The sequence below is a fragment of the Kitasatospora sp. NPDC101157 genome, assembly GCF_044768255.1.
In the GTDB taxonomy this organism is placed as follows: Bacteria; Actinomycetota; Actinomycetes; order Streptomycetales; family Streptomycetaceae; genus Kitasatospora.
The window spans coordinates 1-19655 of record NZ_JBIWPL010000016.1 but is presented as its reverse complement, the minus strand read 5'-3'; the positions used below and the strand labels follow the sequence as shown (position 1 = coordinate 19655).

The following is a 19655-nucleotide window of genomic DNA, read 5'->3' as shown; positions in this document are numbered from 1 at the left end:
CCCGGTGGTCCGGGCCCGCCCCGCACCCGTGCGCGGCGGGCCCGGACCACACCGTCGGCGCGACCGGAGGCCGGCGCCCGCCGTGCCTCACTCGAAACCGGGGCGCGGGTCCGGGTTGACCGCTTGGCCGTCGATCTCCGCGCCCCAGGCGTCCTCGCCGCTCGCGTCCACGCAGTAGCCGCTGCCCTCCACGTGGCCGCCCGCGGCCCGACAGGTGTCGGCGGTGACGTCGCGCCGACCGCTCGCCGCCGCATACGCGGCCGGCGCTGCGGCGCCCACGGCGAGGAGGACGGCGATCGCGGTCGTGACGGCCACCCGGGCCGCGCGTGAGGTTTTCATGCCGCCACGACAGCACGGCAGCCGACGCCCGGCGACCACAGCTCGCCCGCCCGGGTGCACACCTCGCCGGCCCGGCGAGGGACGACCGCGAAGGCCCCGAGCCGCCCGAGGCCGGAACCCCGGGTGCCCACCGGCCCGGGGCCGACGCCCAGCGCAGGCCCGGCGCCGCGAGGCCGCGAGGCGGAAGGTACGACAACCGCAGGCACGACAGCCGCAGGCACGAGAGCCGCAGGCACCGCCACCGTGGGGCGTGCCTGCGGCTCCGCAGCCCGTCAGGGCCGGGTCAGTGCCGCGATCGCCGCCAGCAGCAGTGCGGAGCCTGCCGCCAGTCCCAGGGTGAAGGGCTCACCGAGGAAGAGGACGCCGATCACCGCCGCGGTGGCCGGCTCCAGCAGGACCAGTACCGACGCGGTGGTGCCCGGCACGCTCGTCAGGCCGCTGAAGTACCAGCGGTAGGCGAGCAGCGTCGGCACGGTTCCGAGGAAGATCAGGGCGCCGCCGGTCAGCGCCGGCCGGCCGAGGGTCGGCAGCAGGCCCTGGAGCGCCGCGAACGGCAGCAGGCAGAGCAGTCCGGTGGTGAAGGCGCCCGTGCTCGCGCGGGCCGAGCCGCCGCCGCGGGCCCACAGGGTGAGTCCGCTCTGGCCGGCGCCCGCGAGCACCGCCAGGGCGGCGCCCAGTGCCGGGCGCGGTCCGGCGGCGGGTGCGGCGACGAGCAGGGTGAGCCCGCCGAGGGCGAGCAGGACGGCGGCCGCCGACCGCCGGGTGAGGCGTTCGCCGAGCAGCAGGTGGGCGCCGAGGCTGGTGAGCACCGGTCCGGCCCCGATGGTGATCAGGGTGCCCAGCCCGAGGCCCGCGTAGTGCACGGAGCCGAAGTAGGCGCACTGGCTGACGGCCAGCCCGAGGCCGGTCAGCACGGTGGATCCGGGCTTCCCGGAAGGGCGTTCCGAGGGCAGCAGCGCCAGGCAGAGGGCCGCGACGCCGAAGCGCCAGCAGGAGACGGCCACCGGGCCGAGTCCGCTGGTGCGCATCAGCAGTGCGGCCACGGCTCCGCCCACCCCCCAGGCGACGGCGGCGGCGGAAATGGACAACAGGCCGTGCCGGAACGGCACGGCGGCGTGCGAGGTCATGCGTCGTACTCCACGATGGTTCGCCGGTTCTGGTCCGCTGGGTACGCGGGCAGCAACCATCGCCCCGGGCACCGAGGGGCTCTCCCGCTCGGCCGGGTCCAGGTGTTGCGCCGCCCGCTAGCGGGCCGGCGGGGGGAGGATCACAAAACGCACGGGTCCAGGCTACGCCCGCCCGTCGGCGATCTTCTCGGGCCCCTTCCGCCGCACTACGGTCGGTCCGGACGACCGATCCGTACCCCGCGCGCGAAGGAGCCGACGATGGAGCAGCTGACGTACGACGAGGTGGAGGCCGCCGGGCGGCGGATCGCCGGGCGGGTGCGGCCGGTCGCGGTGGCGCCGGGGGACGACGGCGGCAGGACGTGGCTGGCGCTGGAGTTCCTGCAGCACACCGGCAGCTTCAAGGCGCGTGGTGCGCAGAACTTCCTGCTCGCCCACGCCGAGGCGGGCACCCTGCCACCGGCCGGGGTGACCATCGCCTCGGGCGGCAACGCCGGGCTCGCGTGTGCCTGGGCCGCGCGTGAACTGGGCGTCCGGGCCACGGTGTTCCTGCCGGAGACGGCTTCGCCGGTGAAGCTGGACCGGCTGCGCTCGTACGGGGCGCAGGTGCGGCTGGTGGGCCGGGAGTACGCGGACGCGCTGGCGGCCTGCGAGGAATTCGCTTCCGGCAGTGGGGCGTTGGCCTCGCACGCGTACGACCACCCGCTGATCGCGGCGGGTGCGGGGACGGTCCTGGACGAGATCCGCGCCAGGGTGCCCGGCCTGGACACGGTGGTGGTGTCGGTGGGCGGCGGCGGGCTGTTCGCCGGGGTGGCGGTGGCGGCCCGCGAGCACGGGGTGCGGGTGGTCGCGGTGGAGCCGGCCGGGAGCCGGGCGCTGAACGCGGCGCTGGCGGCCGGTCGCCCGGTGGACGTCCCGGTGGCCTCGGTGGCCCAGGACGCGCTGGGCGCCCGCCGGGCCACCGCGCTCGCCGTGCACGCGGCCGGGGCGTCGGCCGGCTACGAGGGGGTGCGCTCGGTCCTGGTGGAGGACGGGGACATCGTGGCGGCCCGCCGCCGGCTCTGGGAGGACCGCCGGATCGCCGTGGAGTACGCGGCTTCCACCGCGCTGGCCGCCCTGGACCGGGTGGAGGGCGAGCGCATCGCCGTGCTGCTCTGCGGCGCCAACACCGACCCCTCCGACCTGGTGGTTTGACACTCCGTCAGGGGAGCCCCGGGCGCCCGGCGGAATGACTATGCAGTGGCCGTCATTCTCATAAACGCCCGGGGTGGTCAAGGATGCATGATCGAATCGCGAAGCTCAATTCCCGCTCAGATGGCGGACCTACTGACCAGTCACGTAACAGACAACTGAACAGAATGCCTCCTACCTGCACGGATATCAGGTAAAGAAAGTAAACATTCAGTAATGAAATCTGTGCAGAGGTCTCTGAATAGCCCTACTGTGTGGCAACTCTCCGCGCTCCGACCACCCCCCGGAGCCCCCACACACAGAGAGATCGCCCATGGCTTCCCTCAACCAGATCTCGCCGCCCGACCAGGGCTCCGGCACCGCCGGGACCGCGCACCGGTCGCTCAAGCGCCACGTCGGACTCGTCGGCCTCATGTGGGCCTCGGTCGGCTCGATCATCGGCTCCGGCTGGCTCTTCGGCGCCAAGAGCGCCGTCACCGCCGCCGGACCGGCAGCCGTCATCTCCTGGGGCATCGGCGCCGTAGGGATCGTGCTGCTCGCGCTCGTGCACGCCGAGCTCGGCGGGCTCTTCCCGGTCTCGGGCGGCACGGCTCGCTATCCGCACTACGCCTTCGGCGGCCTGGCCGGCATGTCCTTCGGCTGGTTCTCCTGGCTCCAGGCGGCCACCGTGGCACCGATCGAGGTCGAGGCCATGATCGGCTACGCCAAGGACGCGCCCTGGGCCAGCGGGCTGCAGAACGCCAACGGCACCCTCACCACCAGCGGGTTCATCGTCGCGACCGCGCTGATGGCGGTATTCGTCGCGGTCAACTTCCTCGGTGTGAAGGTCCTCGCCCGGACCAACAGCATCGCCACCTGGCTGAAGATCTTCGTTCCTCTGCTCACGATCTTCATGCTGGCGATCACCAGCTTCCACGGCTCCAACTTCACCTCCCACGGCTTCGCCCCGTTCGGCGCCAAGGGCGTGCTCGCCGCGATCAGCACCAGCGGCATCATCTTCGCCCTGCTGGGCTTCGAGCAGGCCATCCAGATCGCCGGTGAGAGCCGCAACCCCAAGCGCGACATCCCCCGCGCCGTGCTCGGCTCGGTCGCCATCGGCACCCTGATCTACACCCTGCTGCAGGTCGTCTTCATCGGCGCGCTGCCGGTCACCGCCTTCGCCAACGGCTGGGCGAACCTGGACTTCCCCGGCATCGACGGCCCCTTCGCCGGTCTGGCCACCCTGGTCGGCCTCGGCTGGCTGTACTACGTGCTGAAGGCCGACGCGGTGATCTCCCCCGCCGGCACCGGCCTGATCTACACCACCTCCACCTCGCGCATCTCCTACGGCCTGAGCCGCAACGGCTACGCGCCGCAGAAGTTCGAGCAGCTGGACAAGAACGGCGTGCCCTGGTTCGGCCTGATCCTGTCCTTCGTGACCGGCGTAATCTGCTTCCTGCCCTTCCCGAGCTGGCAGCAGCTGGTCGGCTTCATCACCTCCGCCAGCGTGCTGATGTACGCCGGCGCCCCGCTGGCCTTCGGCGCCCTGCGCCGCCGGCTGCCCGACCGTGAGCGCTCCTACCGCCTGCCGCTGGGCAACGTGATCTCCCCGGCCTCGTTCGTGGTCGCCAGCCTGATCATCTACTGGGCCGGCTGGCAGACCCTGTCCCGCCTGGGCCTGGCCATCGTGCTCGGCTACGCCCTGCTCGGCGGCTACGCCGCGTACGCGATCAAGAAGGGCCTGCCGAACGCGCCGCGGCTCAACTGGAAGGCCGCCCAGTGGCTGCCGGTCTACCTGGTGGGCCTCGGCCTGATCTCCTGGCAGGGCGGCTTCGGCGACGGCGCCGGCCGGATCCCGATGTGGTACGACATGGGGCTCGTGGCGGCGTTCTCGCTGGGCATCTACTACTGGGCGATCCGGGTCGCCCTGCCCGCCGAGGACATCGAGCGCGAGGTCGCCGACGTCGAGGTGGTGGACGCCGGCGGGCACTGACCACCCGATCACCTGGTCACGCCATCACGTGATCACCTGATCACCGACACCTGACGGGACGGGCCCGCCGGTCGCTGAGTCGACCGGCGGGCCCGTCCGCGTGCGCCCCTACAGGTCCAGCACCGCCCGGAGCGCGGCCTCCACCTCGGCCTCCGGGTCGGCGGCCGGCCCGGGCGAACGCCAGGCGACGAAGCCGTCCGGGCGCACCAGCAGCGCGCCGCCGGGCTCCAGTCCGTGCAGCGCGGCGAAGTCCGTGCCGGGCTCCGGCGCCAGGTCGTCCTCGGCGCCGTCGCCGATCCGGTAGGCGTCCAGCGGGACGGCCAGCCGGTCGGCCGCCCGCCGGGCGCCCTGCTGCCAGGCCGTGCCCTCGGGGCCGGTGAGCAGCACCATCGCCTGCTCGTAGAGGTCCAGCGTGGACAGCCGTACGCCCGCGCGCAGCAGCCACTGGTGCGGGGCGCGGCTGCCCGGCTCGCCGTTCGACTCGAAGGTCTCCGGGACGACGGCGCCCGCCGGGTCGGTGCCGAGCACCGCGCCGCGCGGGTAGCGGTAGCCGAGCGCCACGGCCAGCACCCCGGCCTGGCGGCCGACGCCCGGGACCACCGCGTAGCCGGGGTGGCTGTGCTCGGCGGAGCGGGCCGAGGCGCGCTCGCTGGTGACCTCGGCGACCGGGCGGCGCTCCTGCCCGTACGTCTCCAGCAGGCCGGGCCCGGCCCAGCCGCACAGCACGGCGGCCAGCTTCCAGGCCAGGTTGTGGGCGTCCTGGATGCCGGTGTTCGAGCCGAAGGCGCCGGTCGGGGACATCTCGTGGGCGGAGTCCCCGGCGAGGAAGACCCGGCCGACGCCGTACCGTTCGGCGACCCGTTCGGCCGCGTGCCAGGGCGCCCGGCCGGTCACCTCGACGTCCAGTTCGGGCAGGCCGACGGCGGTGCGGATGTGCCGCTCGCAGCGCTCGTCGGTGAAGGCCTCCAGCGGCTCGCCGTGCTCGGGGTGCCAGGGCGCGTGGAAGACCCACTCGGTCTGGTTGTCCACCGGCAGCAGCGCTCCGTCCGCCTCCGGGTTGGTCAGGTAGCAGGCGATGAAGTGCCGGTCGCCGACCACCTCGGCCAGCCGCTTGGCGCGGAAGGTGATGCTGACGTTGTGGAACAGCTCGCCCTTGCCGGTCTGGCCGATGCCGAGCCGGACCCGGGCCGGGCTGCGCGGGCCGTCCGCGGCGACCAGGTACTCCGAGCGCACCACCCGCTCCTCGCCGGTCTCCCTGCTGCGCAGCACGGAGGTGACGCCGTCGGCGTCCTGCTCGAAGGAGACCAGCTCGGTGCTGAAGCGCACGTCGCCGCCGAGCTCGCGGGCCGCGCGCAGCAGCACCGGCTCCAGGTCGTTCTGGCTGCACAGGCACCAGCCGCTGGGACTGAACCGGGCGAGTCGGCCGCCCGGGTCGATCTCCCGGAACAGCCACTCCTGCTCCTCGCCGGTCAGCGAGGGTGCCTGGAGGATGCCGTGGTTCGGGGCGAGTACCGAGGCCGCCTCGCGGATCGCCGGCTCGATCCCGGCGACCCGGTACAGCTCCATCGTGCGGACGTTGTTGCCTCGTCCGCGCGGGTGATGCGAGGTGTCCGCGTGCTTCTCGACGAGCAGGTGCCTGACACCCAGTCGGCCGAGGAACAGCGAGGCCGACAGCCCGACCAGGGAGCCGCCCACGATCAGGACCGGCACCCGGTCGTCAACCTTCGGATTCATCAATTGCTCCACCCTGTAAGGGGATTCCGCGGCCCGGAAGCTGGACTCGGCGCCGCCCTCGACGGGCCCGCTCAGCCCGGGGCCCCGCTCTTCCATCCCCCACCCGAGGGGGGCTGTGCCGCCTCTTCGCCCGGATGGCCCGCAAATCTCGCGCCGCGCCCGGTGGGCCGCTCACGATCGACCTCAGGCCTGGCGCCCAGGGGCCTGTCTTCGAACTCCCGTCGTCCGCCCGAAGCCCCGCAGACGGGGGTTCGAAGACAGGCCCCGAGCCCGGGCCGACCGCCACCGCACCCCCTCCCCCAGGCCGGGAGCACCCGCCGGACGCGGCCGTCAAGGGCCCGCCGCGAGCGGCCGAGAGCAGAAAGTGGATCATGACAACTCTGTCCGAACCGCAGCCGAAGCAGCACGAAGAGTCCGACACCCGGCTGAGGGTGGTGCTGATGCTGGAGATCCAGGACGGCGCCCAGCAGCGTTTCCTCGATGTCTACGAGCAGCTGCGCCACCAGGTGGCCGCGGTGCCCGGCCACGTCAGCGACCAGCTGTGCCAGTCCATCAACGACCCCCGCCAGTGGCTGATCACCAGCGAGTGGGAGGACCAGGAGACCTTCCTGGAGTGGGTGGACAGCCCCGCCCACCGCGAGATGGTCAAGCCGATGCACGGCTGCGTCAGCGACAACTTCCGCTCGCTGCGCTACGCCGTCCTGCGCCAGACCTCCGCGGCCGGCTCCACCGGCACCCGGGCGCCGATCGAGGTGCCGCCGGGCATGCCGCGCAGCGAGCCCGCCGGACACGTCGGCCCGCCCAGGGCCGAGCCCGGCCCGGACGGCGTGGTGCGCCACGCGCTGACCTTCACGGTGAAGCCCGGCAGCGAGGCCGAGGTCGCCCGCATCCTCTCGGCGTACACCTCCCCCAAGGCCGAGGTCGACGAGCACACCCGGCTGCACCGCACCTCCCTGTTCATGCACGGCAACCGGGTGGTGCGGGCCGTCGAGGTGATCGGCAACCTGGGCGACGCGCTGCGCCACGTGGCGATGCAGCCCGAGGTGCGGGCGGTCGAGGAGGAGCTCAACCCGTACCTGGAGGAGGCCCGGCAGTTGGGCGACCCGCAGTCCGCCCGCGCCTTCTTCGCCAAGGCGGCGCTGCCCGCCCGGCACCAGGCGATCGCCAGCTCCCCCGCCTCGGGCCGGCTGCACCGGCACGCCGTGCTCTACCCGGTGCGCCCGGGCCGCGGGCAGGCCGTCGCCGAGCTGCTCTTCGACCACGACAACCTCGCCACCGCCGACCCGACCGGCCCGGTCGCGGCGGCCACCGTCTTCCAGCGTGACGACATCGTGGTGCGCCTGGTCGACCTGCGGGTGCCGGCCGAGGCCGACCCGGCCGCCGCGCTCGGGGTGGCGGGTGACCAGGAGGCGGCCGAGCTGGCCGGGATGCTGCAGCTCGGCCCGAACGGTGACCTGCGCACCGTCGCCGGTCTGAGCGCCTTCCTCGCCGCCCGGGCCATGAGCCCGGTCACCGACCGCAGCTCGCTGAGCGACTGACGCCCAGCCGACCCCACCGGAGGAACACCATCATGACCACGCCGTACCCGAGGATCATCAACGTCGACGAGGCCCCGGAGAACCGCCGCCACGGCGCCGAGCTGCGCACCATGCTCACCCCTCCCAGCTGCGGGGCGACCAGCGGCTTCATGGGCCTGGCCATCATCAAGCCCGGGGAGCAGATCAACGAGCACTACCACCCGTACTCCGAGGAGTTCGTGTTCGTCGTCTCCGGCGACCTGGAGGTGGACCTGGACGGGAAGGCGCACCCGCTCAAGCCGGACCAGGGCCTGATGATCCCGATCAACATGCGCCACCGCTTCCGCAACGTCGGCAAGACCGAGGCCCGGATGGTCTTCCACTGCGGCCCGCTCGCCCCGCGTCCCGACCTCGGTCACGTCAGCACCGAGGAGTCGGCCACCTCCGGCCCGCCGGAACACGCCAAGGTGGGCTCGTGACACGGCGCGTCGCCGTCACGGGGATCGGTGTGGTCGCGCCCGGAGGGATCGGGATCCCGGCCTTCTGGGACCTCCTGACGGCCGGCCGCACCGCCACCCGGGGCATCACGCTCTTCGACCCGACCGAGTTCCGCTCCCGGATCGCGGCCGAGTGCGACTTCGACCCGCAGGCCCACGGACTCGGCCCCGAGGAGGTCCAACGGGCGGATCGCTACGTGCAGTTCGCGATGGTCGCGGCCGCCGAGGCGGTCGCCGACGCCGGGCTGGACCTGGCCGCCGAGAACCCGTGGCGGATCGCCGTCTCGCTCGGCACCGCCGTCGGCGGCACCACCCGGCTGGAGCACGACTACGCCCTGGTCAGCGCCAGCGGCGCGCGCTGGGACGTCGACCACCGCCAGGCCGAGCCGCAGCTGCACCGGGCCTTCGCGCCCAGCACGCTGGCCTCCGCGGTGGCCGAGCGGGTCGGCGCGCACGGTCCGGTGCAGACCGTCTCCACCGGCTGCACCTCCGGCCTGGACGCGATCGGCTACGGCTTCCAGGCGGTCGAGGAGGGGCGCGCCGACATCTGCGTCGCCGGCGCCTCCGACTCCCCGATCTCGCCGATCACCGTCGCCTGCTTCGACGCCATCAAGGCCACCAGCGAGCGCAACGACGACCCGGAGCACGCCTCCCGCCCCTTCGACGCCCACCGGGACGGCTTCGTCCTCGGCGAGGGCGGCGCCGTCCTGGTGCTGGAGGAGCTGGAGCACGCCCGCCGTCGCGGCGCCCGGATCTACGGCGAGGTCGGCGGCTTCGCCACCTTCGGCAACGCGTACCACATGACCGGCCTCACCAAGGAGGGGCTGGAGATGTCCCGGGCGATCGACCACGCGCTCGACCACGCCCGGGTCAACCGCACCGACGTCGACTACGTCAACGCGCACGGCTCGGGCACCAAGCAGAACGACCGGCACGAGACCGCCGCGGTCAAGCGCTCGCTGGGCGACCACGCCTTCGAGACGCCGATGAGCTCGATCAAGTCGATGGTCGGGCACTCGCTCGGCGCGATCGGCGCGATCGAGGTGGTCGCCTGCACCCTGGCGCTGGCCCACGGCGTGGTGCCGCCCACCGCCAACTACGAGACGCCGGACCCGGAGTGCGATCTCGACTACGTGCCGCGCACCGCGCGTGAGCTGCCGCTGAGCCACATCCTCTCGGTCGGCAGCGGATTCGGCGGATTCCAGTCCGCCGTCGTGCTCAACAGAACGGGGTGAATGCCATGACGTCACGTCAGCAGGGCCGCCGGGCGGTGGTCACCGGCCTCGGCGTGGTGGCGCCGAACGGCGTCGGTGCCGACGCCTTCTGGAAGGCCACCAGGCAGGGCGTGAGCGTCCTCGACCGGATATCCCGCGAGGGCTGCACCGACATGCCGCTCAGAGTCGCGGGCGAGGTGCGGGATTTCGATCCGCAGTCGGTGATCGACAGCCGCTTCCTCGTACAGACCGACCGTTTCACCCACTACGCGATGGCGGCCGCCGACCTGGCGGTGGCGGACGCCGGGTTCCGGCCCGACCCCGAACAGCCCTACGCGGTCGGCGTGGTGACCGCGGCCGGCTCCGGCGGCGGCGAGTTCGGCCAGCGCGAGCTCCAGCAACTCTGGGGCCAGGGGCCGCGGTTCGTCGGACCGTACCAGTCCATCGCCTGGTTCTACGCGGCCAGCACCGGCCAGATCTCGATCCGCGGCGGCTACAAGGGCCCGTGCGGGGTGGTCGCCAGCGACGAGGCCGGCGGCCTGGACGCCGTCGCCCACGCCGCCCGCTCGGTCGAGCGCGGCACCGACGCCGTGGTGGTCGGCGCCGCCGAGGCCCCGCTGGCGCCGTACTCCATGGTCTGCCAGCTCGGCTACCCCGAGCTGAGCCTGGCCGACCGGCCGGAGGCGGCCTACCTGCCGTTCACCGCGCAGGCCTGCGGCTTCGCCCCCGCCGAGGGCGGCGCCATGCTGCTGCTGGAGGACGAGCAGGCGGCCCTGCGGCGCGGCGCCAACGTCCGGGCGTACCTGGCCGGGCACGGCGCCACCTTCACCGGCGCCTCCCGCTGGGAGGAGTCCCGGGAGGGGCTGGCCGCCGCGATCCGGACGGCGCTGGACGAGGCCCGGATCGCGGCGGAGGAGGTCGACGTGGTCTTCGCCGATGCCCTCGGCGTTCCCGCCGCCGACCGGGCCGAGGCCCTGGCACTGGCCGACGCGCTCGGCCCGGCCGCCGAGCGCGTCCCGGTCACCGCTCCCAAGTCCGGTACCGGCAGGGCCTATTGCGGCGCCCCGATGCTGGACGTCACCGCCGCCGTACTGGCCATGGAGGACGGCGTGCTGCCGCCCACCCCCAACGTCACCGAGGTCTGCCACGACCTCGCCCTGGTGACCGGCCGCGCCCGCCCGGCCGAACTGCGCACCGCGCTGGTGCTCAGCCGCGGGCTGATGGGCTCCAACTCCGCGCTGGTGCTCCGGCGCGCGGAGCCGTCCTGAATCCCCCCTTATCCCCGATCCGCTGCACCCTGGAAGGGAAACCCGTGAGCAACACCCTCAGTTATCCCGAGCTGGCCGCCCTGCTCCAGGCCCGGGCCGGCGTCACCGTCGCCCCCGAGGACCTGGAGAAGCCGGGCGCCCAGTTCGACGAGTTCGGCGTCGACTCGCTCGGGCTGCTCGGCGTCGTCGGCGAGTTGGAGAACCGCCACAGCCTCAAGGTCACCTCCGGCGCCGAGTCCGCCAAGACCCCGGCCGAGTTCATGGAGCTGGTCAACAGCTCCCTTTCCGCGAAGGCAGGCGCCTGAGATGCCCGGACACACGGACAACGAGATCATCATCAACGCTCCGCTCGACCTGGTCTGGGAGATGACCAACGACCTGGAGAACTGGCCGGAGCTGTTCAGCGAGTACGCCTCGGTCGAGGTGCTGGAGCGCAACGGCGACCGGGTGCGGTTCCGGCTCACCATGCACCCGGACGAGAACGGCAAGGTCTGGAGCTGGGTCTCCGAGCGCACCACCGACCGCTCCTCGCTCGCCGTCACGGCCCGCCGGGTCGAGCCCGGCCCGTTCGAGTTCATGGAGATCCGCTGGGAGTACGCGGAGGTCCCGGCCGGCACCAGGATGCGCTGGATCCAGGACTTCGCGATGAAGCCCACCGCCCCGGTGAACGACGACGGCATGACCGACCACATCAACAGGAACTCCCGGATCCAGATGCAGCTGATCCGCGAGAAGGTCGAGAAGCGGGCGGCCGAGCAGTGACCGACACCCACCGCGCCCTGATCGTCGCCCGGATGAAGCCCGGGGCCGCCCCGGACATCGCCGAGGTGTTCGCCGACTCCGACCGGGGCGAACTGCCGCACCTGATCGGCGTCACCGGCCGCAGCCTGTTCCAGTTCGGCGACATCTACCTGCACCTGATCGAGGCCGACCGCCCGCCGGGCCCGGCCGTGGCCAAGGTCCTCGGCCACCCGGAGTTCCGGAGCGTCAGCGACCGCCTGACCGCATTCGTCCAGGCCTACGACCCGGCCACCTGGCGCGAGCCGAAGGACGCGATGGCACGAGAGTTCTACCGCTGGGACCGCTGAACCCGGTCCCGTCTGGGCCCGCCCCCGGCCGTGCGCCGGGGGCGGGCCCATGTGCGTGCCCGGGGGCGGCCGGGGCGCGCGGCCGGGGGCGGCCGGGGCGCGCGGCCGGGGGCGGCCCCATGTGCGTGCCCAGGGGCGGCCGGGACGCGCGGCCGGGTACACGGTCGGGTGCGCGCGACCGGGTGGACGGCCGGGTGGACAGTCGGGTGCGCGCGACCGGGTGGACGGTCGGATGGACAGTCGGGTGCGCGCGACCGGGTGGACGGCCGGGTGCGCGCGGTCGGATGCGCGCGACCGGGTGGACGGTCGGATCACCGGGCCGCGGCCCGGATGCACGGCCGGATAGCCCGGTGCGCACCCGTACCACTCAGCACCGCCGCAGGTTCACCCGGATCACCGGGGCAGTCGGGTGAACACAGCCAAGGCACCACCCGAAGGGCTCACTTTCCGTGCCCGAGTGGCCACTCTCCGGTGGCACGCAGCCCCGGCGTGGTTGACGGTGGATCAGACGCCACTTCCCGCGAATCCCCATGACCGGCACCCCGCCGGCGGTCGCGGTCCGCGCGTCGAAAGGATCATCCTCATGCGTTCTGCACGCACGCTGCTCGCCGGAGCGGCTGTCGCCGCCCTCCTCACCGTCGGCACCCCCATGGCCTTCGCCGACGGCTCCTCCTCGGACCAGGCCAAGAACCTCACCTGGCAGGAGAAGCAGTCCGACAGGGGCAACGACAGCCGGGGCAACGAAGGCCGCGGCGACGAAGGCCGGGGCAACGAGGGCCACGGCAACGAGGGTCACGGCAACGAAGGCCGCGGCAACGAGGGCCGCGGCGACGAAGGCCGGGGCAACGAGGGCCGCGGCAACGAAGGCCGCGGCAACGAAGGCCGGGGCAACGAGGGCCGCGGCAACGAGGGCCGCGGCAACGAGGGTCGCGGCAACGAGGGCCGGGGCAACGAGGGCCGGGGTGACGAGCGCAGCCCGCACGGTGGCGTGCACACCGGCGGTGGCGGCATGGCGCTGACCGGCGGTGGCCTCACCTCCGGTGCCGTGCTGCTGATCGGCGGCCTCGGGGCCGGCGCGTACGCGCTGCGCCGCGGGCGTCGCGCGTCCGGTTCCGCCGCGGTCTGACGCCTGATACCGCCGCCTCTGGGCGCCTCCCCCAACCGGGGTGGGGCGCACGGGGGCGGCGGGCCGTTGCGGAGCAGTTACCTGACGAAGACTTCGAGGAGGACAGGAATGACCGGCGGTCCCGGCTCCGGAATGACCCGGCTGCTGCGCGGCGGGATTGCCGCGGCGGCGGTCGGCCTGCTGCTGATCTACGACTCGGTGGACACCGAGCTGGGCGGTGGCCCGTTCGTGGGCCAGGCCGCTCCCCCGGCGGCCGTCGCGCCCACCACCCCGGGCCCGTCGGCCACCGCCGCCGGGCAGGCGACGCCCGCCGGCGCCCCGGGCGCACCCGCGCTCACGCGTTCCAAGCCGACCCGGCTGCGGATCCCGCAGATCGCCGTGGACGCGCCGTTCACCGAGCTCACCCTCGACGCGGCCGGCCAGCTCAACGCCCCGCCGCCGGACGACAAGAACCTGGTCGGCTGGTACCGGGACGGCGTCACCCCGGGCGAGCTCGGCAGCGCGGTCGTGGCCGGGCACGTGGACACCACCAAGGGCCCGGCGGTGTTCCTGTTTCTGAGACTGCTGACCCCGGGCAACAAGGTCGAGGTGAGCCGCGCCGACGGCACCGTCGCGGTGTTCGCCGTCGACTCGGTGGAGACCTTCGCCAAGGACGCCTTCCCCGACAAGAAGGTGTACGGCAAGACCCCGGACGCCCAGCTGCGGCTGATCACCTGCGGCGGGACGTACGACAAGAAGAAGAAGGACTACCTGGACAACGTGGTGGTCTTCGCGCACCTGGAGTCCTCGCACAAGGCCTGAGGCCGGCACGTCGGACGGCCGCTGCTCCCCGGTGGGTCGGGGAGCAGCGGCCGTCGTCGTGCGCCCTCGCGGGCGGCGCCGGGTCAGACCCGGACGGTGGCCTCGAAGGCGTGCAGGTAGGAGTTGACCGGGCGGACGGCGACGACGTCGAGGCCGGCCTCCTCCATCAGCTGGACCATGCTCTCCTCGGAGTGCTTGGCGCCGCCGACGTTGAGCATCAGCATCAGGTCCATGGCGGTGGTGAAGCGCATCGACGGGCTGTTGTCGACCAGGTTCTCCACCACCACGACCCGGGCTCCGGGACGGGCCACGGCGACCACGTTGGCGAGGGTGCGGCGGGTGCTGTCGTCGTCCCACTCCAGGATGTTCTTGATGATGTAGAGGTCGGCGCGGACCGGGATGGCCTGGCGGCAGTCGCCCGGGACGAGGCGGGCGCGGGCCGAGAAGGCGCCGCCGTCCTGGAGCCGGGGGTCGGCGCCGGCGACGACCTTGGGGAGGTCGAGCAGGGTGCCGTGCAGGGCCGGGTGCTTCTCCAGCAGGCTGGCCAGCACGTGGCCCTGGCCGCCGCCGATGTCGGCCACCGAGTCGATGCCGGTGAGGTCCAGGTACTCGGCGAAGTCCTGGGCGGACTGCCGGCTGGAGGTGGTCATCGCCTTGTCGAAGACCTTCGCCGAGTCGCCCGCGTCGCTGTGCAGGTAGTCGAAGAACTCCTTGCCGAACAGCTCGGGGAAGACGTTGCGCCCGGAGCGCACCGCCTCGTCCAGCTTCGGCCAGGCCTCCCAGGTCCACGGCTCGGTGCACCAGAGGGCGATGTGCCGCAGGGAGTTGGGGGCGTCCTCGCGCAGCAGTCGGGACATCTCGGTGTGCTCGAACCGGTCGTCGCCGGTCTCGGCGAAGAGCCCGTAGCAGGTGAGCGCGCGCAGCAGGCGGCGCAGCTGGCGGGGTTCGATGTCGAGCCGGGCGGCGAGTTCGGTGACGTCGGCCGGGGTGTCGTCGAGGACGTCGGCGACCCCGAGCCGGGCGGCCGCGCGGACGGCGGCGGCGCAGGCGGCGCCGAAGACGAGCTCGCGCAGCCGCATCGCGGCCTGGGGGGTGGTGTGGACGGGGGCGGTGGTCATGGATGGTCCTTCCCGATCGGGGGCGTCAGCAACGGCCGGACGGCTCGGAGACCGCGCAGGTGTTGCGGGCGAAGGTGTTGGCGGTGCCGGTGTCGCGGTCGGCGAGGTCGGCCGGACCGTTGCCGCTCAGCTTGTTGTCGGTGACGGTCGCCCGGGTGTTGGGGATGCCGACGACGCTCTTGAACAGGACGATGCCGCCGGAGAAGTCCGTCGTGCCGGCGTTGTCGCGGACCTCGTTGTCGGTGACCCGGGTGTCCTCGGTGCCGGTGAGCACGATGCCGGCGCCCTGGATGGCGCCGAGGCGCGGGTTGGCCGGGCAGAACTTGTTGTTGCCGACGACCCGGTTCTTCCGGACGTCGAGGTCGCCGGCGCGGGGCACGCCCTCGTCGCCGACCACGAAGACGCCGGCGCAGTTGCCGCTGATCTCGTTGCCCTGGACGGTCAGCGCGCGCAGCCGGCGCACGGTGACGCCGACCCGGTTCCCGGAGAGCTCGTTGCCTTCGACGACGGTGCCCCCGGTGTCCGGCGCGCCGCCCTCGCGGTAGGCGTAGTTGGCGAGGAAGACGCCGGACTGGCCGTTGTCGGTCGCGCGGTTGCCGAGGATGGCGGCCTTGGTGGACATCTCCTGGCTGATGCCCTGCTGGCCGTTGTCGTGGACGTAGGTGGAGCGGACGCTCAGGCCGGTGGTGCCGCTGGCGTCGATGCCGTTCTTGGCGAAGCCGGTGACGGCGAGGGCCTCGATGGTGACGTCGGACATCGGGGCCGCCTCGGTGCCGACCACGCAGACGCCGTGGCCGGCGGTGGCGCAGGCGTTCTCGGTGCCGGTCCCGGGGGTGATCACGCTGGCCGGTCCGGCGCCGCGCAGGGTGAGGCCGGGGGTGGTGATGCGGACACTGCCGCGGTAGGTACCGGGGAGCAGTTCGACGGTGTCGCCAGGCTGGGCGGCGTCGACGGCCTGCTGGATCGAGTCGCCCGGCCGGACGAGGTGCATGGTGCCGCCGGCGGCGTGGGCCGCGGGTGCGACGGCCAGGGTGGCGAGGGCGGTGGTCAGGGCGGTGGCGGCGGCGGTGGCCGCGGCGAGGTGGTGGACCCGACACATGGACATGAGTGGTGACCTGTCTTTCGGCGTGCGCGACGGGGCGGGTTTGCGGTTCGGCGGGTGGGACGGGTGAAGCGGTGGGACGGGCGGGTGATGTGGGGGGACGGCGGGACGGGTGGGACGGTCTTCGGGATGTTCGGGGATTCGGTCCGACCCGCTGTGCGCGGGTGGTGACGGACGGTGAGTGCGACCGAGTCGACGGTACGGGCGCTCCGCAGGGGCCGCCACCAGGGCTGGGCTGCCGGGCTGACGGGGCGTCGGCCGCCGGTGGGACGGCCCGGCGTGGCGTGCCCGTCCGCCGGGACGACGGGCCCGCGCGCCGCCGCCGACCCGGCCCGTGGCATCCTCGGGGGCATGAGCACCGCGCCCGCCCCGTCCGCCGCCGCCCGACGCAACCCGATCGGGGCCCACGTCCCGGTCGCCGGCCGCGGCCTGGCCGGGACGGGTCTGGCGTACGCGGCGAAGGTCGGCGCCGAGACGGTGCAGGTGTTCGTGGCCAACCCCCGCGGCTGGGCCACTCCGGCCGGCAGTCCGGCGCAGGACGAGGCGTTCCGCTCGGCCTGTGCCGAGCTGGGCATCCCGGCCTGGGTGCACGCGCCGTACCTGATCAACTTCGGCTCGGACAACCCGGCCACCCGGGAGCGCTCGGCCGAGTCGCTGCGGCACTCGCTGCACCGCGGCCACGCGATCGGCGCGCTCGGCGTGGTGCTGCACACCGGCTCGGCCGTCGGCACGGCCCCCGGCGGCGGCTCGCGGCGGGCCGAGGCGATGGCGCAGGTGCGCGCCGACGTCCGGCCGCTGCTGGACGAGCTGGACGCGCTCGGCGACGACGCGCCCTGGCTGCTGCTGGAGCCGACCGCCGGCCAGGGCAGCTCGCTCTGCTCGCGGCTGGAACAGCTGGCCGAGTACGTGGAGGCGCTGGACCGGCACCCCAAGGTGGGCGTCTGCCTGGACACCTGCCACGCCTTCGCCGCCGGGCACGACCTGGCCGTGCCCGGCGGGGTGACGGCCGCGCTGGACGCGCTGGCCTCGGCGGCCGGTCCGGGCCGGCTGCGGCTGATCCACGCCAACGACTCGGAGGACGTGGTCGGCGCCCGCAAGGACCGGCACGCCAACATCGGTGCCGGGATGATCGGCGCGGAGCCGTTCCGCGAGCTGTTCGAGCACCCGGAGACGGCCGGGGTGCCGCTGCTCGTGGAGACCCCGGACCGCAAGCACGGCGGGGACGGCACCGGGCACGCGATGGACATCGCGGTGCTGCGGGAGCTGCGCGAGCGGGCGGCCGTTCCGGCCTGAGAGGGCTCCCGGCACCGCAGCGGCGGCCTCGGGGGCGGCGGGCAGCGCCGAGCCCGGGGGCCGACGGGCGGCCTCCGGGCTCGGGGTGCGGGTGGGAATCAGCAGCCGCAGTCGCTCTCGCTCTCGTTGTGCTCGTGGAAGTTGAACCAGTTGGCGTGCGGGCCGAACAGGCCGACTCCCGCGGAGCCGGACTCCAGGCTCTGGCCGGACTCCTGCGACTGCATCGGCGTGTGGCCCCCCGCCATCGCCGAGGTCGGGACCGCCACGACGGCACCGGCCACGGCAACGATCACGGCGAGCTTGCGGATGTTCCCACGAAGCGACATCTGATGTCCTTTTGGTTCGTCTCTGTGGTCCTCAACCCGGGCCCCCGGACGGCCAGTTCGAGCCGAATCGACGGGCCGGGCGGCGCCCCACCGGGGAGGCGCCGCGCCAAGGCTGGCACACGAACACGCAACCGGAGCGCGCGCCGCAACCGCGCTGGGGCATCCGGGTGACACATCTCCCCCGGCCGGACGAACGGTCGGGACGAACCCGGTCGTACGCCAGCATTTCCGGGTCGAACGGCCGCTCGGAGTGCGCCGGACGAGTGCCCGTCCGACGGGTGTGCGACCGCAAGTCTTGCGGCGATCGGCCGCTCCGGATGAACAAATCCCGTCGATTTGGTGCAAGGTACCGCCCGGTCCGAGCATGAACGGTCGCTCCACCGAGCACGAGCAGGACCACGAAAGGCGCACCACCCTCATGCAGACCAGCCCCGCCGCGACCCGGCAGGCGACCCGGCAGGCGGCCCGACCCAGCGGCCCGGCCGGCGCGGACCCGGTCATCCCCGACCCCGCTCCCGCTCCCGCGAAGGGCCGCCGCTTCGGGCTGCCGACCGCCACCGCCCTGGTGATGGGCAACATCATCGGCGGCGGCATCTTCATGATCCCGGCCGCCGTGGCGCCGTTCGGGACGGTCAGCCTGCTCGCCTTCGCCGTCCTCACCGTGGGCGCGATCGCGCTGGCGCTGGTCTTCGGGCAGCTGGCCCGCCGTACCCCGCGCACCGGCGGGCCGTACGTCTACGCCCGCGAGGCCTTCGGGGACTTCGCCGGGTTCCTCTCGGCCTGGTCGTACTGGATCACCACCTGGGTCAGCAACGCCGCGCTCGCCGTGGCCGCCGTCGGCTACCTGGACGTACTGGTGCCGCTGCACCACAGCGTCCCGCTGGAGATCACCGCCGCGCTGGCCTTCCAGTGGCTGCCCGCGCTGGCCAACCTGGCCGGCACCCGCTTCGTCGGCGCGGTCCAACTCGTTTCCACGGTGCTGAAGTTCATCCCGCTGCTGCTGGTCTCGGTGGGCGGACTGTGCTTCTTCGACCCGAAGAACACCGGGCCCTTCGACGGCAGCGGCCAGGGCTGGATGGGCGGGATGACCGCCTCCGCGGCGATCCTGTTGTTCAGCTACCTGGGCGTGGAGTCGGCCGCGATGAGCGCCGGGCAGGTCCGCGACCCCGAGCGCAACGTCGGACGGGCCAGCGTGCTCGGCACCAGCGGCGCCGCGGTGGTCTACCTGCTCGGCACCCTCGCGGTGTTCGGCACCGTCGCGCACCAGCGACTGGTCGACTCCAGCGCGCCGTTCTCGGACGCGATGAACGCGATGTTCGGCGGCACCTGGGGCGGCACGGTGATCGCCGTCGCCGCGCTCATCTCGATGACCGGCGCGCTCAACGGCTGGACCCTGCTGGCCGCCCAGGCGCCGTACGCGGCCGCCCGGGACGGGCTGTTCCCGGCCGCCTTCGGCAAGGAGAGGCGCGGCGTGCCGACCTTCGGCGTGATCGTCAGCGTGGCCCTGGCCTCGGTGCTGACCGTCGCCAACTTCGCCAGCGGCGCCAAGGGCGCGTTCGACATGCTGGTGCTGGTCACCACCTTCACCGCCGTCGTGCCCTACCTGCTGTCCACCGCCGCCCAGTTGTACTGGCTGGTCCGCGGCGCCACCGAGAAGGTCGACGGCCCGCACCTGGTGCGCGACGCCGTCCTCGGCCTCGGCGCCTTCGCCTTCTCGCTGTGGCTCCTCGCCGGCGCGGGCTACGCGGCCGTCTACCAGGGCGTGCTGTTCCTGTTCGCCGGCATCCTGGTCTACGTCTGGATGGCCGGCCGCCGCCGGACCCGGCCGGAGGGCGACGCCCGCTGAGCGCCTGCGGACGTGGGGCCCGGGGCCGCGGGGGACGGCCCCCCCCCCCACCCGACTATGGCGGGGTCCCTGGCCGCGCAACACCCGGGCCAGGTGCCG

19 protein-coding genes are annotated in these 19655 nt (G+C 73.5%); 13 read left to right on the top strand and 6 right to left on the bottom strand.

The window, feature by feature from the left end; translation table 11 throughout:
- Nucleotides 1-87: 87 nt before the first annotated feature.
- Together ACIRVF_RS27325 and ACIRVF_RS27320 are read right to left on the bottom strand one after the other, a co-directional pair.
- Entirely contained in the window at nt 88-339 is a 252-nt protein-coding gene (locus ACIRVF_RS27325) for a hypothetical protein (RefSeq protein ID WP_402823086.1), read from the bottom strand.
- A 272-nt stretch (nt 340-611) separates the two neighbouring features.
- Nucleotides 612-1466, bottom strand: a complete 855-nt coding sequence (locus tag ACIRVF_RS27320; RefSeq protein WP_402823083.1) for a DMT family transporter — start codon at nt 1464-1466, stop codon at nt 612-614.
- Between the two features lie 258 nt (nt 1467-1724).
- Here ACIRVF_RS27320 and ACIRVF_RS27315 point away from each other — a divergent pair, with 258 nt between their 5' ends.
- Together ACIRVF_RS27315 and ACIRVF_RS27310 are read left to right on the top strand one after the other, a co-directional pair.
- Nucleotides 1725-2657: a serine/threonine dehydratase gene (locus ACIRVF_RS27315; protein WP_402823080.1), complete on the top strand. Its 933-nt coding sequence runs from the start codon at nt 1725-1727 to the stop codon at nt 2655-2657.
- A gap of 310 nt (nt 2658-2967) precedes the next feature.
- Entirely contained in the window at nt 2968-4626 is a 1659-nt protein-coding gene (locus ACIRVF_RS27310) for an APC family permease (protein ID WP_402823077.1), read from the top strand.
- Nucleotides 4627-4734: 108 nt separating this feature from the next.
- Here ACIRVF_RS27310 and ACIRVF_RS27305 read toward each other — a convergent pair whose 3' ends face one another.
- The gene (locus tag ACIRVF_RS27305; RefSeq protein WP_402823074.1) at nt 4735-6360 is read right to left on the bottom strand and encodes an FAD-dependent oxidoreductase; all 1626 of its coding nucleotides are present in this window, start codon (nt 6358-6360) and stop codon (nt 4735-4737) included.
- Nucleotides 6361-6731: 371 nt separating this feature from the next.
- Here ACIRVF_RS27305 and ACIRVF_RS27300 point away from each other — a divergent pair, with 371 nt between their 5' ends.
- The 9 genes from ACIRVF_RS27300 to ACIRVF_RS27260 all read left to right on the top strand — a co-directional run bounded on the left by ACIRVF_RS27300 (nt 6732) and on the right by ACIRVF_RS27260 (nt 13871).
- Nucleotides 6732-7898 carry a SchA/CurD-like domain-containing protein gene (locus ACIRVF_RS27300; protein WP_402823071.1) on the top strand — a complete coding sequence of 389 codons (1167 nt, stop codon included), beginning with the start codon at nt 6732-6734 and terminating at the stop codon, nt 7896-7898.
- Nucleotides 7899-7930: 32 nt separating this feature from the next.
- On the top strand, nt 7931-8356 hold the full coding sequence (locus ACIRVF_RS27295) for a cupin domain-containing protein (protein ID WP_402823068.1): 426 nt from the start codon (nt 7931-7933) through the stop codon (nt 8354-8356).
- Nucleotides 8353-9609 carry a beta-ketoacyl-[acyl-carrier-protein] synthase family protein gene (locus ACIRVF_RS27290; RefSeq protein WP_402823065.1) on the top strand — a complete coding sequence of 419 codons (1257 nt, stop codon included), beginning with the start codon at nt 8353-8355 and terminating at the stop codon, nt 9607-9609. The genes ACIRVF_RS27295 and ACIRVF_RS27290 overlap by 4 nt, the downstream gene beginning before the upstream one ends.
- Before the next feature lie 5 nt (nt 9610-9614).
- The gene (locus ACIRVF_RS27285) at nt 9615-10856 is read left to right on the top strand and encodes a beta-ketoacyl synthase N-terminal-like domain-containing protein (RefSeq protein ID WP_402823062.1); all 1242 of its coding nucleotides are present in this window, start codon (nt 9615-9617) and stop codon (nt 10854-10856) included.
- A 44-nt stretch (nt 10857-10900) separates the two neighbouring features.
- On the top strand, nt 10901-11161 hold the full coding sequence (locus ACIRVF_RS27280; RefSeq protein WP_402823059.1) for an acyl carrier protein: 261 nt from the start codon (nt 10901-10903) through the stop codon (nt 11159-11161).
- A gap of 1 nt (nt 11162) precedes the next feature.
- On the top strand, nt 11163-11618 hold the full coding sequence (locus ACIRVF_RS27275) for an SRPBCC family protein (protein ID WP_402823056.1): 456 nt from the start codon (nt 11163-11165) through the stop codon (nt 11616-11618).
- Between the two features lie 32 nt (nt 11619-11650).
- Nucleotides 11651-11944, top strand: a complete 294-nt coding sequence (locus ACIRVF_RS27270) for a TcmI family type II polyketide cyclase (RefSeq protein ID WP_402823522.1) — start codon at nt 11651-11653, stop codon at nt 11942-11944.
- Nucleotides 11945-12527: 583 nt separating this feature from the next.
- Nucleotides 12528-13070, top strand: a complete 543-nt coding sequence (locus tag ACIRVF_RS27265) for a hypothetical protein (RefSeq protein WP_402823053.1) — start codon at nt 12528-12530, stop codon at nt 13068-13070.
- 108 nt (nt 13071-13178) lie between these two features.
- Nucleotides 13179-13871 carry a class F sortase gene (locus ACIRVF_RS27260; protein ID WP_402823050.1) on the top strand — a complete coding sequence of 231 codons (693 nt, stop codon included), beginning with the start codon at nt 13179-13181 and terminating at the stop codon, nt 13869-13871.
- Between the two features lie 83 nt (nt 13872-13954).
- Here ACIRVF_RS27260 and ACIRVF_RS27255 read toward each other — a convergent pair whose 3' ends face one another.
- Together ACIRVF_RS27255 and ACIRVF_RS27250 are read right to left on the bottom strand one after the other, a co-directional pair.
- Complete coding sequence (locus ACIRVF_RS27255) at nt 13955-14989, bottom strand: methyltransferase (RefSeq protein ID WP_402823047.1); 1035 nt, start codon at nt 14987-14989, stop codon at nt 13955-13957.
- 25 nt (nt 14990-15014) lie between these two features.
- Nucleotides 15015-16094 (bottom strand): nitrous oxide reductase family maturation protein NosD, encoded by a 1080-nt coding sequence (locus ACIRVF_RS27250; RefSeq protein WP_402823044.1) that lies wholly within the window; start codon nt 16092-16094, stop codon nt 15015-15017.
- A 348-nt stretch (nt 16095-16442) separates the two neighbouring features.
- Here ACIRVF_RS27250 and ACIRVF_RS27245 point away from each other — a divergent pair, with 348 nt between their 5' ends.
- Nucleotides 16443-17384: a deoxyribonuclease IV gene (locus tag ACIRVF_RS27245; protein ID WP_402823041.1), complete on the top strand. Its 942-nt coding sequence runs from the start codon at nt 16443-16445 to the stop codon at nt 17382-17384.
- Between the two features lie 98 nt (nt 17385-17482).
- Here ACIRVF_RS27245 and ACIRVF_RS27240 read toward each other — a convergent pair whose 3' ends face one another.
- Nucleotides 17483-17710, bottom strand: coding sequence for a hypothetical protein (locus ACIRVF_RS27240; protein ID WP_402823038.1), 228 nt, complete (start codon nt 17708-17710; stop codon nt 17483-17485).
- Between the two features lie 418 nt (nt 17711-18128).
- Between ACIRVF_RS27240 and ACIRVF_RS27235 the strand changes: the two genes are divergently transcribed.
- Complete coding sequence (locus tag ACIRVF_RS27235) at nt 18129-19556, top strand: amino acid permease (RefSeq protein WP_402823519.1); 1428 nt, start codon at nt 18129-18131, stop codon at nt 19554-19556.
- The last annotated feature ends 99 nt before the right edge of the window (nt 19557-19655 follow it).